This window comes from Alteromonas sp. 4NH20-0056 (assembly GCF_057539655.1).
Window position 1 is genome coordinate 244,069 of the sequence record NZ_BAAJLS010000002.1, and the last position, 15,343, is coordinate 259,411.

Genomic DNA, 15,343 nt, shown 5'->3' on the forward strand with positions numbered 1-15,343 from the left:
AGATGCATTGAACAATCTATAACCACCCTCACTTATGTTGAGTTCCTAAAAAGCGCTCCATCGTTTATCAATAAGGGAGTGCATACACAAACAAACTCAACCGGTACTTCATTTAACGCAAGAAGCGCGCGGTTTTACTTTTCACATTGTTCGCCACGTCTTGCGGTGTACCTTGTGCAACGATAGAACCACCCGCGTCGCCTGCCCCCGGCCCCATGTCGATAATATAATCGCTAGCGGCTGCAACCTGCATGTTGTGCTCAACCATTACCACACTGTTGCCAGCGTCTACTAACGCGTTTAGGTGTGTCATTAACAAGGTTACATCAGCAGGATGCAAGCCCGTAGTGGGCTCATCTAGCACGTAAAGTGTATGGCGCTTCTCTGCACGCTTAAGCTCTGTCGCAAGCTTTATGCGCTGCGCTTCCCCCCCAGATAACTCGGTAGCGGGTTGCCCTAGTTTTAAATAACCCAAACCCACATTGTCTAGGGCATTTAACGCACGCATAATGGCAGCCTCTCCTTCAAATACCTTACGTGCATCGCTGACACTTAGTGACAGCACATCGGCAATAGAAAGCCCTTTCCAAGTAACCTCTAATGTCTCGCTATTGTAGCGTTGGGTTTCACACACCGGACAGGGCGAGTACACACTGGGCATAAACAATAGTTCGACAGACACGAACCCTACGCCTTCGCAGTTATCACACCGCCCTTTTTTCACATTAAAAGAAAAACGCCCCGCGTCATACTTACGCTGCTTAGCAAGGGGTGTTGATGCAAACACCTTGCGTACATGATCAAACAGCCCCGTATAGGTTGCCAAGTTCGACCGCGGCGTTCGACCTATTGGCGCTTGGCTTACGACAACTAATCGCTTTACGCTATCACTCCCCGCAGTAATTGCGCCGCTCACCGGCTCTAAACGCGCTTCGTTCAACAAGGCGGCGTCGTTAAATTCTGTATGTGTTTCTTCTGGTTTAACACCGTTATTCTTACCCAGAAAATTACCCACTAACTCGACCAGAGCCTTACTGACTAGGCTAGATTTGCCCGACCCCGACACGCCAGTTACCGTTGTCATTACTCCTAAGGGTATTGAACAATCAAGCGCGTTGAGGTTATTGACTGAAATTCTCTCTAACCCTAACCACGATTGCGGTGCACGTTTTTCATTATCAAGATGGGTGGCTGAATTAAACAAATAAGATGACGTGATAGACCCTTCAACATTGTCAGCTTGTTTCACAGGGCCACTATAAATAAGCGCTCCGCCATTTACTCCGGCATAAGGCCCTATGTCTACCAACCAATTCGCATGGCGTATGACGCGTGGGTTATGCTCTACAATAAATACCGAATTACCGGCTTCCACTAACTCATCAAATGCATCCATTAGTGCACTAATATCTGAAGGGTGAAGACCAGATGAGGGTTCATCCATGATGTACACCACGCCAAAAAGCTTCGACTTTATCTGTGTGGCTAACCGCAAACGCTGCAGTTCACCGGGTGACAGTGTGGTAGTACTTCGTGCTAACGATACGTAGCCCAATCCAAGATGCATGATGGGTTTTATCCGCGCGATGATATCACTGGCCACATTGTTGATAACTTTTTTGCGCTCGGTTGAACCGTTAGCAGCGGCATCCAGCAGCGAGGTCAAATGCGACATTGCATCACTCACAGGCAATTCAGAAAACGCAACGATATCGAGACCGTGAAGCGTGACCGATAACGCCTCCTTTTTCAGTTTTTTGCCGTTACACACAGTGCATGTCGACACATGTAGAAACGCAGCAACACGTTGTTTTATTTTGTCTTTTTGTGATGTTTTAAACGTATCTAATACATAGCGTTTAGCACTGATAAACTTACCATTATAGCTGGCAGGTTCTCCCTCTTTTCTTGCGTTTTGGGTTTGGGCCAAGTTGTAGTTTCGATACACCGGTACTTGCGGTGTTTCATCGGTAAATAAAATCCAATCTCGTACAGCCTTCGGTAAGTCTTGCCACGGAATATCCACATCGATATCTAACGACAGTAAAACTCTTACTAAGTTTTTGCCCTGCCACGCGCCAGGCCATGCTGCTATCGCCCCATGTCGAATAGACAACTGTGGGTTGGGCACCAATGTGTCTTCGGTTACGTCGAAAACGTTTCCTATACCATGACAATACTCGCATGCCCCTTGAGGCGTATTTGGCGAAAAGCCGTCGGCATAAACAATATGTTGACCATCAGGGTAGTCGCCTGCGCGCGAGTAGAGCATGCGCAAACTGTTTGATATGGTGGTAATGCTACCCACGGTAGAACGTATAGAAGGCGCCCCGCGCTGCTGGTGTAACCCGACCGTAGGCGGTAACCCTTCTATACTATCCACATCGGGTTTTTCAATTTGATCGATAAGTCGTCGCGCGTAAGGTGAAACAGAGTCTAAGTAACGATGCTGCGCTTCCGCAAACAGCGTACCAAACGCTAGAGAGGATTTTCCAGAACCTGATATACCGGTAAATGCCACCAATTGATTGCGCGGGATATCTACACTGAGGTCTTTTAAATTATGCACTCGGGCACCGCGGACTTGAACACAACCCTCATTTTTTTGTTTCATCATTTCCCTAAACGTTAATTACTCCTGGTATTGGGTAGACAAAACATCACAATAACGATCACATTCTTATTGCACCTGACACGCATTCGTTACTACAAAATAAAAAGCCCGCTCGGCTAACCGGGCGGGCGTTGCTGTAGAATTAACGCATGTTAAATCGATACTAAAAAATCGCGTAATGTTGCTTTACAAAACACATATAAATAACAATAAAACGGAAAGATGAGCCTCAATCACATAAAAAACAATGTAAGAATTGCGTCCAAATCGACACATCGTTCCACCGTTTCCTCTGTTACCTCAATATCACGATATGTTATATCAAAAACAGGCGCACTGCTTATCCAGCCTGCATTGGCCTGCAGTGCAATAATATTTTCTCGTAAAGTGGCGACATCATCATCTCTGTAACATAACGCTATAATGCCGAAAAAATCGTCTGAAAATTGATAGGCTATGCCTCCCTCTATCATCGCGAGTACGTGCCTACCAAAAAAACTTTTTGCTTCAGATTGTCTCGTAATGTCTCCACTCACGGCATTGATAGAAAAATGCAGCGTGTTGAGCGTAAGGTTACAGCGCCTCGCCGTCTTTACCAAATTTTGCGTTTGACTTACAAAATATTGTTGTCCAGCAATACCAAAATCGTCGTGAGCCTGTTCGTTTTCAAGTCGCTGCGCAAACATACTATTCATTGCTTTGCTGCGGTTCAGGTTAGTTTCTAACTCTTTAAGCTCTCTACACGCTCTATCATACTTAATTTTAAGGCCTAAAAGTTCTTGTTGCTTCTCCATGAAACGGGTCATATCTAGGTGGCAGCCCAACATCCTCACCGCTTCGCCATTGCTATTATGAATAGCAACCCCTTTGCACCTTACCCACACAACAGACCCATCTTTATGATGATAACGCACAATCTGATCATAAGGTATGCTTGGCTTTCTTAGGTGAAGCTCGAAATTGCGTGTAGCAACTTTTAAATCTTCTTCAAAAATTAAGTTTTGCCATTCGTGGGTTTTATGCGTTTTAAATTCGGGATCATAGCCAAAAAGCCGCCAGAATTTAGCGCTCATCCATTCATTTTCTGGCTCAACTAAATCCCAATACCATAGCCCATCAACGACATCTTCCTGAAAAAACTCAAACATAAGCTTGTCTTCACGAAGCAACATGTGCAACTCTTTTTCAAGATAATGCTGCCCTCCTTCAAGCCGACTAGTTGTGTCCATATTCCCTACTTTACCAGTTGAACAATTGACATTATGACACCTTTGGCAGAATCACCTGTCGAATACTGACTAATCATAACCTCTAGCTCCTCATCGTTTTCGGCCGATGAAAATACTTTACTCACTACTTTCTCCTTACCTTTATTGACCTGATCTACAAGAAGATCTAACCCATCTAGAGGCTTTTTAAAAGACAGATCTCTAAAGTCTCGATCAATATCAAAGTCTATGATATTGACGTATTGCTTAAGTGCATGAGTAAAGCGTCTTATTTTAAGATCACTCGTTAAGAATAACACCGCTAAGCGCGTTGCGGTCATTAGGTTCTCTAAGTCGTTATTAATATCCGTTAGCTCTGTAATCTTAAGCTGATACTCACTATTAACGGTATAAAGCTCCTCGTTAACCGACTGCAATTCTTCGTTAGTAGACTGTAGCTCTTCATTGGCCGCCATTAGTTCTTCATTGCTAGACTGAAGTTCTTCACTTGTGCTGTCCAAGTCTTCAAGCGCTTCTCTGTACAATTTCTGGCATTCAATCAACGCATTGTCAAGTTCTTCAATTCGTTTCTCTGATTGGTCGCCTCTTTGATATACCACATCAGATTTTTTTGTATTCTCTTCTCCCGGAGGGATAAAGCTGATTGCAAGATAAGAATTATCTGGCCCGTTTTCTACAAAATGAAAGCACCGAAGCGACCAACTTTCGTCATTTTTTACATGAACATCTTTCATCACCAACGATGTTTTATCGCGCAGTACTTGATGAGCTGCCGATATTGCGACACTAGAGAGGTGATCATTTAACACATCAGACAAGTCATTAGTTACCGAACCCGGACGCAATTTAGAGGTAAACTCAGCCGTATCACCATAACTATATACCACGCGAAGCTTTTCATCAGTAATGATGGTAGGTGGCAAATACTCGTCCATAACAGCTTGATGCCCGATTGCAGACGACTTTCGCTCTTTTGCAATCCGTTTATTTGAGGTGTTGATAAAGTTGGCTACGGCTTTAGGGCTATACTGACGCGCTCGAAACGACGTGGTATCTATATTCGACGATGGTACTTTTATATCTCTCGTCTTCTTATATATTCGTTTTTTAGGTTCTACCGAATCAAAGTAAACACTAAAACTTCCAGGAGACTCTGCACTACCTAGAACTAAGGTGCCTGTCACTTTAAGTGCAAAATGAAAGAAGGCCATTACTTTTTGCTGCGCAGAAACTTGTAGATAGATAAGCGTATTTCTACAGCTCACCAAGTTCATGTTTGAAAATGGAGGGTCTTGAATTAAATTGTGCGTGGCAAATACCACCATATTTCGAAGCGTTTTTGAAACCTGATAGCTGTTATCGCTTTGCAAATTAAAATGCTTGGCCAAATATTCAACTGGCACTTCAGAGGAAATACTCGATGGATAAACGCCATTTGCCGCAAACGCAATAGCAGATTGGTCTATATCACTCGCAAAAACAGTAACCTGCCTTTCTATTTGCAGTTCCTCCATAGCTTCTGCAAATAGCATGGCATACGAATATGCCTCTTCTCCGGTCGAGCACCCTGCACACCATATCCGAATTCTATCTTTAGGCGATGTCTCTAGTACTATAGGTTTAACAACGGTTTCATACAGATAATCCCACAGCTCGCCATCTCTAAAAAATTGTGTAACACCAATCAATAAATCTTGCTTTACTAAGTCTACTTCCTCAGGTGAGCTGTTTAGATATTCCCAATATTCGAATAATGTGTGCTTACTATTGATGCTCATACGGTGTTCAATTCTTCTGGACACCGTTGACTCTTTATATGCTTTAAAATCGAGTTCCGTACGCTTGTGGATCAACCCAATAATGTCATCTAAAATTTTTGAGTTTTTTGAGAGGTGATCTCTAAACTTACCATGTTTTTCTGTTGCCAGTGGATGCTGAATAAAACGCTTTATCTGTTCTGGTATTTCACCAATGTTTAGCACAAAATCAACCGACCCAGTATTAATAGCATTTAATGGCATGCCATCAAACTTAGCTTCGTTGGGGTCTTGCGCAATAACCATCGCGCCCATTTCTTTTAGTGATAATACACCGCGGCTACCATCTGAACCCGTACCTGATAAAATAATACCAATAGCACGGTTTTGCGCATCTTCTGCAAGTGTTCTAAATAATTCGTTGATAGGAAGATTGATTCGGTTATCAGGAGGAAGATCAGAAAGGTAAATTTTTCCTTCCGCTATTCGCATTAATTTGCCTGCTGGTATTAAAAATACCGTATCGGCTTTTAACTCTTCTCCCTCTTCAGCCTGATGTACCGCCATCGACGTGTTTTTACTCAGTAATTCGTCCATCATCGACTTAAAATCGGGCGAGAGGTGCTGAACAATTACGTATGCAACCCCTAAGTCTGAGGGCAACTCATTAAATAACTCTTGAAGTGCTTCAAGGCCTCCAGCAGATGCGCCAATCCCAACAATGTACTTTGGTGCCATTTTCGTATCCTTGTTATCCATTTTATCTACTCTCTATCAATGAAGGCTCACCGCTATTTAAAAGGGTGCTTTTTTCTAAATGAGCGATGCTCATGGGCTTAGATAGAAAATATCCTTGAAACAATTCTACCCCTAACTCCCTACACTTATTGTACTGCTGTTCTGTTTCAATTCCTTCGGCAAGTATCTTCAAATTAAAGCTTTTACCTACCGCTACCATAGCATTAAACATTTTTTCGAATTTATTACTTTTCACTAAACTGTCTACAAAGTATCTATCAATTTTGAGTTCGTTAAAATCATAATTTAGGAGGCGCTTAAACGAGCTGTATCCCGTCCCAAAATCGTCCATTGAAATTGAGAAACCAAGTTTGATCAGCTGTTTTATATGGGCGTCTAACCGTGAACTGCTGCGTTCAAGCATAATTTCTGTAATTTCAATTCTTACCTGAGTAAAAGGGATTTTGTGGCTCAAACAAAGTGTCTTTATTTCTGATACGAACATCGGTGTTTCTAATTGCGACACATCTACGTTTAAATTTACCATTAGACTTGGGTTGTAACAAAGAAGTCTAGAGAACCCCTCAATAGCCTGTTGAAGCGCACTTTTAAAAAAGGTGCTTTCTATACCTAATCGTTTGGCAAAAACGATAACCTCCTCGATGCCGTCAAAGTATTGCAATGGCGTTTTAAATCGCGCTAAAGCCTCTAACGACGCTACGCATCCCGCTTTGTTAAAAATGGGCTGGAAGTGACATGTGAGACCATCATTATCAAGCGCATGACAAAGCTCGTCTTTTTGATTTTGAAGTAATAAACGCTGCTGCCTTAAATTGATGTCATAAATCTTGAAGTTTTCATGGGTCAAATACCCTCTTTTTGCTTCGTACATCCCTTGGTCTGCAGCATCAATCAGCGCCTGAACCTTTTCAGCACGACTGGTCTCTTCATCAAACACAATTGTTGGCGTCCATACAACACCGACACTTGCTCTTATATAAACGTCCGTTCCTTCAATCGTTGCACTGCAATTTAGTGAATTTGCTATTTTGGTAGCAACTTGTGTTACCACTTCATTACTTGAAACATTAGGCATACAAATGACAAATTCGTCACCACCAAAGCGAGCACTCAAATCGTCATCACGGATAGTAGAATTTATTCGGCGCGCAACAATTTCAAGCACCCGGTCTCCAAACTTATGCCCCAACGTATCGTTAATTTCTTTAAATCTGTCTAGGTCGATAAACAAGAAAAGGGCTTTGTTAAAATCTGTTGTTTCAAGTGCCTCTGCCTTAGAAATAAACGCCGAACGATTATAAAGGTCCGTCAGTTGGTCATGCTCAGCTGTGTATTGCAATCTCATAACAGCATGCGACTCTTTTGTTATGTCGTTGACGGTAATAGCTGCACTTATAAATTCACTGCGATGGTCAAAATAGGCAACAAGTTGGACCAAAAAAGTGTAAGACCTGCCAAGCGGAGTAATATATTCAATTTGTTTGCGGAGCGGCTCCCGACAGGTACGCACGTCTTTTATATGTTGATGAAACTCTCTATCAAGTTCAGGCGGAAGGTAACGAATCCATTGCCGCCCAAGCATAGACTCTATGTCGCTGTTTACTAGTTCGGCACACTTCGCGTTAATAAACACCGCGTCCCAGTATTTATTGAGATAAATAACGCCTACAGGTAAATCATGTATTATTTTAATGAGTGACTTGAACTCACTGAGTACAAACAAGGCGTATGGCGCAGCTTCATCGGCGTTGAGCGCTAAAATACACGTGTTGCCCTCCATCGAATCAATATTTACCGAACGCGGTAGCGCCTCAATATCATGTAACCAACTTGGGGCTAGGCTTTGGGGGAGAGAAGCCTTTATGTAACCAAGGTGTTCTTCGAGCAGACAGCCAGCGAGCTTCCCTTCTTTATCATAATATGCAACGAAGCCATCGTTCGACGCGACTAACATTTCCATTAGCTCCATATTAGGAACGTTGCCTAGCTGCAAAATAGCATTGACATCAGCTTTACCCATTTATACTGCCTGTGCGAAGTGCGTTTTTAATTGGTTTACCCTTATTTAAAGGTAAACCAATATTGTAATTTTAACACTACCGTTAGGCTTACTCTTTAGTATACGAAAACATAAACTATTGAAAAAAAATAGAAATAATGTAACTAGAGGTAAGGTGAAGGAAAAAAGCAGACTAAAGTATAACTCGAGCGTTTGATAAAATTTGGTGCAAACCAACCTGACACGATGGAATACTACAACCTTATCGATAACGTCATTGCGCTTTTACTCCCAACCGCGTACATTTTTAAACACAACTGACCGTTATGCATACTTTTTTAGATTATGCGGAAACGTCGAATCTAAAACGCTTCAATAAGAGAGTGTCATGAAAAAAGTCGTCGATATTGTAATTGTTGGTGCAGGTCTCTCTGGCATAGGGTTAAGTTATTATTTGAAGAAAAACTGCCCGAGTAAATCGCTACTTATTCTAGAAGGGCGAGAAAGCCTTGGTGGTACGTGGGATTTATTTACATACCCTGGTGTACGTTCTGATAGTGACATGTATACCTATGGCTATCAGTTCAACCCTTGGACTGAAAAATCGTCGCTCGCTACGGGCGATCGTATCTGCAATTACCTTGACGATACCGCGCAGAAATTTGGCATTACCAAACATATACGTTACCAACACAAGGTGACCCATCTAAACTGGAACAGCCAAATAAAGAAATGGGAAATCAGTGTCAGCACACCTGAGGGTGACAGTACTATAGAGGCTAGCTTTGTATTTGCATGTAGCGGATATTATGATTATGAACAAGCGCACTCTCCTAATTTTAAAGGTAGTGAAAACTTTAATGGCAAACTAATTCACCCCCAGTTTTGGCCACACGACCTAGATTATAAAGATAAAAATGTTGTGGTTATTGGCAGTGGCGCAACGGCCGTAACGCTGGTGCCTATTTTGGCAGAAAAAGCTAAACATGTGGTTATGCTTCAACGCTCACCGACTTACATTTTATCGAGGCCTCAACGAGACTTATTTACCAAAGTTGTTCAAACCCTACTTCCTGAAAAACTCGCCTCATCACTCATTAGAAAGCGGAATATTTGGTTGGGAAACTTTTATTTCAAATACATGACCAAACACCCCCAAAAGGCGAAAAAAATCATTAATAAAGAGCGGCAGAAATTACTTTTTAAGAATATAGACGCCGTGCATTTTTCGCCCAAATATAATCCATGGGAACAGCGGCTATGTTTAGTACCCGATGCCGACCTTTTTACCGCCCTTAATAACGAACAAGCGTCGATTATTACCGACGAAATAGACTGCATTACCGAAACGGGTATAAAGACAAAAAGTGACAAGCATATTGATGCAGACATTATCGTTACGGCTACAGGCTTAAAGCTGCAGTTTATGTCTGGCGTAGACCTCTGCATTGACGGCAAGGTGCAGGACACCGGCAGCAAAATGTTTTATCAAGGTGCCTTACTTCAAGACATACCTAATTTTGGTATGGTGTTCGGTTATACTAATGCGTCTTGGACGTTGAAAGTAGAGTTGGTGGCCCAATATATTTGCCGATTAATAAATCACTTGGACAAAAACGATGCTAGCTATTTTGTCCCTACCCCCTCTTCAGACATTCAGCCAGAGCCCTTTCTTAATTTGTCGTCAGGCTACATAGAGCGAGCGCAAAGCATTATTCCTAAACAGGGAAATGTCGCGCCTTGGCGATTAGACCAAGACTACAACATCGATAAAGTACGGCTAGCCCAAGCGCAATTTTCTGATGGCCAACTCGACATTCATTCTTGAGGTAAAAAGGGGACGATTAGTGATGCCTACGCATCAGGTCCTTCTGTGGTAAACGTCAGGTGCCTGCGCATATCTTTTAGCACGACTCCTTTTTTTAGCATGGCTGCACTTAAACGTTTTTGCCATTTGAGCAAATCGGGTTTTGCAGCGGCTAATGCTTGCTCATCTTCAAATTGAAAGCGCAGTAATAGTGAGCCAGGAAACTCATGGTATTTTACGTCAAACCAGCACTGTAACATGCCTGGGATGTCTGCCTGCCCCATCGCTTCGAGCCTATCAGCAACATCGAAGATAAGCGCTTGCTGCTTTAATTGCACTGCTGAAAGTTTTTTCATGGTGTTGTCTCGCTAGCGTAGTAAAGAAGTGTCGCCGATAGCGGCCACATGTCTTCAATAAGTATTATTGGTGCTGAGTAATCTCAACCTCTACACATTCGCTGGCTTGGCTACTCTCTATCGTAAGCCAGATTTGTCCGTCTTGGATGGTCACTTGGACTTGCATAGAACGCTCTACAGCTTGAGCAAGTGTTGTCGCCATCTCTGCCGGTATTGTGAAGATAGACAGGTTCTTTCGCATTTGAAGCTTGTTTTGCTCTTTTTTCCACCACACATCAAAGCTGTTATCCGCGTATGCGTAAATCATCATCTGCTGACTTTGGTTGCACCCTTTTTTAATACGCTGCTCTGAAGGTTGCCCTAACTCAATCCACAACTCTATTTCATCAGCGTAGCTTTTTTGCCACAGATCAGGCACGTCGTCATCAGATAAGCCCTTGGTAAACTGAAGCTGCTCATGCGCATTGACGATAAATGCAATAATGCGAAGCATCATACGCGCGTCATTTTCAGACGGGTGACGGGCAATTGTCAGGTTGTGATCGTTATAGTAATTGCGATCCATATCGGTAATAGATATGTCTGCTTTGAAAATCGTTGCTTTAAGGGCCATGTAATTCTTTGTTTCCTAATGTACGGCGTACGTAAAAACCACTCGCTATGACGTGTGTAGGCTTGCTCATTGCCTATTCGTACGCTGTCTTTGATGGGGCTATAATATCAGTTATTTGAGTTTCACGCCCTAAACCATTAGCGATGTAACCACTGATAGCACATCAGAATAGCGACTTTGCTCATACCGCCCAAACCCTGGTACCTGCCTCACCTTCAAGCGGGTAAACAACGGCATGGTCATCGCAGTTAAAAAACGGCAGTAAGTGGATGCGGTAAGCGGCGCATCAATTTTGTCTTCGACATGCGCCTCTAATGAAGCCATCGCCTCTGCCACATGGGCTTTATCTGGCATCGCTATAGGTGTTGAGTATTCAAGTTTCGCCACATTCCCGTTACACACACTGCAATGACCACATTGTTTAGGCGCATGCTTGTCATCGAAATAAGCAGAAAGCTGAGCGTTCAAACAGGTATCTAACTCGAAGAAGCGAACAAGTGCGTCAATACGCGCTATCTCTTTTTGCTCGTTGTCAGCAAAGTAATTCGCTAGGTTATCTACAACGTCGCTTTTAAGTAACGCACGTTGATTGACTTCATATACGTCAGTAATCAATCGCGACGCAAGCTCGATGTGATTATGTTCATGTAGGTACTCTAATGCCGCAACAATACGCGAACGCTGTGCGCCATATTGTTGAAAAATGTCATCGAATTGAACAACACCCCATACTTTTTTCATATTGGTATGGGTAAATACCGCCTCTAAAAACTGGCTTCGCTCTGTAGAGAAAAGGTTCAGTATGTCTGCTTTATTGGTAATAAATCGGTACTTAAACTCGGCGAAGTAAGCGTATAAAGGCTTTATGATGTCCGCGAGCTCTAATTGGACTAACAGTGTTTTTAAAGGAAGCTGACGAATATTGCTTAGCGTCGCTAAGCTATTGATTTGCATTTCCCATTGGTACTTGCCACTTGTTGTGACGTCATTACCTTGAGGTAGCGCGTCGCCTTGTGAGGCAATATCATTGATAACTCGGGCAATGGCTGCGCGGTCTGGCGTGTCACCGTACACAAAATTTTCTATTGTTACTAACCCATCTAAATTTGCCAACACCGTGCAATTCGCGTCCTTACCATCTCGCCCACCGCGGCCTATTTCTTGGCTGTAGTTCTCGATAGATTTGGGTAAGTCATAATGGACAACAAAGCGAATATCAGATTTATCAATTCCCATGCCGAATGCAATAGTAGCCACCACCACCTGCAGCGTATTGTCCATAAAATCTCGTTGAATGTTTTGCCTTAGTGCACTGTCTAACCCCGCATGATAGGCCTTCGCTACGCACCCACTTTGTTGTAAAAAACGAGCTACCTGTTCAGCGGTTTGTTGCAGCGTAACGTAGACAATACCCGCCCCGTCTTGCTGCTGTATCTGTTGAAGCAGCACCTTGTTTTTACTCGGTTCTAGTACTGGCAATACGTTTACATTAAGGTTTGAACGGTAAAAACCCGTTTGAATTATATTATCTTCAGCTATGGCAAATCTTTTCGCCATATCCACTTTCACTTTTTTGGTCGCCGTTGCAGTCAGTAATAGCACTAAGGGAATGTTTAGCGCTTGTTGGTAGGCAGGTAACTTTAAATAGTCGGGACGAAAATTATGCCCCCACTCAGAGATACAGTGCGCTTCATCTACCACCAGCATAGACACGTCAATTGATTCTATAAACTGTCTAAATCTCTCATTTTTAAAGCGCTCTACCGACACCATTAGAATTTTGCATGTACCAGTGCGTACATCATGCATTACTTGTTTGTTCTGCTGTGCTGTTAATGTTGAATCTATGCTTGCCGCTGCAATTCCCTTGCTATGCAAAAACTCAAGCTGATCTTTCATAAGCGCAAGCAGGGGTGATACTACCAAAGTAAGATGAGGAAGCTGCGTGGCGGCAAATTGGTAACACAATGATTTACCCGAACCCGTTGGGAATATGGCCAACGTGGAGCGCTGATTTAACAGCCTCTCTACCACCTCTTGTTGCCCAGTACGAAACGAAGAAAACCCAAAAAGGGAGTGTAATAACTGAGAGTAGTCTGGGGCCATTAGCCGTATATTCCTTCTTGAGATTGATGGGTATAATACAACAAGGGCATGTTGATTATTCCCTCAACATCAAGATTGCTTTAAATCCTTTGGCGTATTATCGGCAACTACTGCGTTTCGCTCCCCCATGGGCTTGTCTTCGCCAACGGTGCTATCTGCTGTAGTTTGCAGTTCTATTGATGAATTTAATTCAGCGCCAATCAAAATGATATAGGCACTTAAGTACAGCCACATCAATAATATGATAATGCCTCCTACCGAACCGTACGTTTCGTTGTAGCTGGCAAATTCGTTTAAATAAAACGAAAAGCCGAAAGAGGCCACAATCCATAGCAGTGTAGAAAATAAAGAACCTGGCGTAACCCACCGCCATTGTGCCGCTCGTCGATGCGGCGCATAACGATAAAGGGCAGACAAACAAACATTAAACAGTATAAGTAGCACAGGCCATGTCATCCATTCCGCTTGTTTATCAGTAATAAATCCTGTGGAAAAAGAGCTAATTAGCTCAGGCAAAACACTGATGCAAAGCAACGCAACGATCACCGTTGCAATCATTGCAATCGTGCACACGATGCGCGCCAACATGCCGTTAAAGAAACCTCGTCCATTGTCTTCTATATAGGTGATATTGCATGCCGTAATCAGCGCATTTGCTCCTTTGCTGCTACTCCACAATGAAAGTAACAGCGTTAATAAGAAGCCCCACCCTAGCGCAGAGTTCGACTTTTGCGTTAAATCATTCAATTTTTCTTCAATGATATATCGGCTATCTGAAGGGACAACACTCACTAACATTGTCATATGTTCTTGTAATTCGCTGGGTGACACCACCAACCCATAAAGAGCAATAGTGGCCCCAAGCAGAGGAAATATGGCAAGTAAGCAATAAAACGCCACGCCTGCAGAAATCAATGAAATATTATGGCGCTGTACGTGCACGAACGTGCGCTTGATGATGCTCCACCAATTTCTTGTTGTTAACCCAAGGGCCGATTCAGCTTTGCTAAGATGCGTAGTACTCATGTAATCGCTTAGTTTGTGTCTGTTAAGGTTTGATACAGCGCGGTGAATGAGTAGGATTAAAAATTATTTATATTACTGGCTATTAAGGCGACAAGGTTATGCACTAGGTCGACGGCATTACTGATTAATCGCTTGGCTATCTGCTATGGCGTCATAGGCTAAGCCAAGCGCTTTATCTAGTGCCTCGTTTGCGTTTGACTCGATGTCTGGAGTCACACCTTCATCTTTGTGATTTACTTTGGTAACGGGGTGAAGGGGTTCTGCGTACGCCATGACTACACTGATATGTTCACTCAATGTAGTCGTTGTTTTCATCGTACTTAGCCCCATTGTCGGCTCACCAACGACGGTAGCTCGCCCAGCATGCTGAAGTGTGTAACTTACAAATTCCCACGTACCTGCTACGAACGAAGACGTTACAATATAAACCGGAATATCATTAAGGGTAACATCGGCTTCAGAGACTATATTTAGCGCGTTGCCATGGGCAAGCGATAGGGTAACCATTGGCTGACCGGCTGGAATAAAGTGCTGAAGAAAACCGTTAGCAACAGCAAAGTCGATATAACCTGCGCCGGTTAAATCGATAACTAATGCTTTCGCATCCATCAAATACGCCATTGCCTCATTAATATCTTCTTGCGAATTTGAATAGGTAAAGTCGCCGTCTATCAAAAGACAAGCAACACCGTCATCAAACCACTGCGTCTCAATCGTGCCAGGAAAGGTTTTGCCACCATTAACGCCCAATTGCAGCGAGCTCGCACGCCACTGTATTTCAAACCGAGAGTCTTTACTTACAGCAAATAACATACTTTCGAGCTTTCTTTTAAAGCGTTCAAACTGATAGTGCCCGTCAAAATCCCTTTGATTAATTGCTGAGGTAAGTCTTTCAACAATAAGCGCTCGGTTTTCATCAAAAAGATAGTCTGCTTCTACCGCAATGATTAGGTTTTTTAAGGCTACCTCAATCTCATGTTGTTCAAGCCAGTTGTCCTGTGCTCGCACCGAACCACTGGCAAACATTAACGTGAGGACAAATGAAAGTGCTATAAGCGCATAATGTAATTTCAATGG

Annotated in this window: 10 protein-coding genes; 1 reads left to right on the top strand and 9 read right to left on the bottom strand. The window is 43.0% G+C overall.

All coding sequences use genetic code 11. The features are described 5' to 3' along the window. Positions 1-112 precede the first annotated feature (112 nt). The 4 genes from AC27EZ_RS04625 to AC27EZ_RS04640 form a co-directional block, all read right to left on the bottom strand. The gene (locus tag AC27EZ_RS04625) at positions 113-2,614 is read right to left on the bottom strand and encodes an excinuclease ABC subunit UvrA (protein WP_487134486.1); all 2,502 of its coding nucleotides are present in this window, start codon (positions 2,612-2,614) and stop codon (positions 113-115) included. Positions 2,615-2,847: 233 nt separating this feature from the next. After that, positions 2,848-3,843 (bottom strand): PAS domain-containing protein, encoded by a 996-nt coding sequence (locus AC27EZ_RS04630; RefSeq protein ID WP_487134196.1) that lies wholly within the window; start codon positions 3,841-3,843, stop codon positions 2,848-2,850. A 5-nt stretch (positions 3,844-3,848) separates the two neighbouring features. Further along, positions 3,849-6,359: a chemotaxis protein CheB gene (locus AC27EZ_RS04635; protein WP_487134197.1), complete on the bottom strand. Its 2,511-nt coding sequence runs from the start codon at positions 6,357-6,359 to the stop codon at positions 3,849-3,851. Between the two features lies 1 nt (position 6,360). Continuing rightward, positions 6,361-8,379: a putative bifunctional diguanylate cyclase/phosphodiesterase gene (locus AC27EZ_RS04640; protein WP_487134198.1), complete on the bottom strand. Its 2,019-nt coding sequence runs from the start codon at positions 8,377-8,379 to the stop codon at positions 6,361-6,363. Between the two features lie 367 nt (positions 8,380-8,746). Between AC27EZ_RS04640 and AC27EZ_RS04645 the strand changes: the two genes are divergently transcribed. Further along, on the top strand, positions 8,747-10,186 hold the full coding sequence (locus tag AC27EZ_RS04645; protein ID WP_487134199.1) for a flavin-containing monooxygenase: 1,440 nt from the start codon (positions 8,747-8,749) through the stop codon (positions 10,184-10,186). A gap of 26 nt (positions 10,187-10,212) precedes the next feature. Here AC27EZ_RS04645 and AC27EZ_RS04650 read toward each other — a convergent pair whose 3' ends face one another. The 5 genes from AC27EZ_RS04650 to AC27EZ_RS04670 form a co-directional block, all read right to left on the bottom strand. Next, positions 10,213-10,521: a hypothetical protein gene (locus tag AC27EZ_RS04650; RefSeq protein WP_487134200.1), complete on the bottom strand. Its 309-nt coding sequence runs from the start codon at positions 10,519-10,521 to the stop codon at positions 10,213-10,215. 64 nt (positions 10,522-10,585) lie between these two features. Then, entirely contained in the window at positions 10,586-11,134 is a 549-nt protein-coding gene (locus AC27EZ_RS04655) for a YaeQ family protein (protein ID WP_487134201.1), read from the bottom strand. 129 nt (positions 11,135-11,263) lie between these two features. Beyond that, complete coding sequence (locus tag AC27EZ_RS04660) at positions 11,264-13,240, bottom strand: RecQ family ATP-dependent DNA helicase (RefSeq protein WP_487134202.1); 1,977 nt, start codon at positions 13,238-13,240, stop codon at positions 11,264-11,266. Between the two features lie 69 nt (positions 13,241-13,309). Then, positions 13,310-14,266 carry a YihY/virulence factor BrkB family protein gene (locus AC27EZ_RS04665; protein ID WP_487134203.1) on the bottom strand — a complete coding sequence of 319 codons (957 nt, stop codon included), beginning with the start codon at positions 14,264-14,266 and terminating at the stop codon, positions 13,310-13,312. A gap of 117 nt (positions 14,267-14,383) precedes the next feature. Further along, a complete protein-coding gene (locus AC27EZ_RS04670; RefSeq protein WP_487134204.1) occupies positions 14,384-15,340 on the bottom strand; it encodes a S41 family peptidase in 957 nt (318 codons plus the stop codon). Between the last annotated feature and the right edge of the window lie 3 nt (positions 15,341-15,343).

Excerpts from the sequence above, each read along its gene's own strand:
- AC27EZ_RS04665 (WP_487134203.1), bottom strand. The coding sequence starts at position 14,266 with ATGAGTACTACGCATCTTAGCAAAGCTGAATCGGCCCTTGGGTTAACA.
- AC27EZ_RS04630 (WP_487134196.1), bottom strand. The coding sequence starts at position 3,843 with ATGGACACAACTAGTCGGCTTGAAGGAGGGCAGCATTATCTTGAAAAA.
- AC27EZ_RS04635 (WP_487134197.1), bottom strand. The coding sequence starts at position 6,359 with ATGGATAACAAGGATACGAAAATGGCACCAAAGTACATTGTTGGGATT.
- AC27EZ_RS04660 (WP_487134202.1), bottom strand. The coding sequence starts at position 13,240 with ATGGCCCCAGACTACTCTCAGTTATTACACTCCCTTTTTGGGTTTTCT.
- AC27EZ_RS04640 (WP_487134198.1), bottom strand. The coding sequence starts at position 8,379 with ATGGGTAAAGCTGATGTCAATGCTATTTTGCAGCTAGGCAACGTTCCT.
- AC27EZ_RS04645 (WP_487134199.1), top strand. The coding sequence starts at position 8,747 with ATGAAAAAAGTCGTCGATATTGTAATTGTTGGTGCAGGTCTCTCTGGC.
- AC27EZ_RS04625 (WP_487134486.1), bottom strand. The coding sequence starts at position 2,614 with ATGAAACAAAAAAATGAGGGTTGTGTTCAAGTCCGCGGTGCCCGAGTG.
- AC27EZ_RS04655 (WP_487134201.1), bottom strand. The coding sequence starts at position 11,134 with ATGGCCCTTAAAGCAACGATTTTCAAAGCAGACATATCTATTACCGAT.
- AC27EZ_RS04650 (WP_487134200.1), bottom strand. The coding sequence starts at position 10,521 with ATGAAAAAACTTTCAGCAGTGCAATTAAAGCAGCAAGCGCTTATCTTC.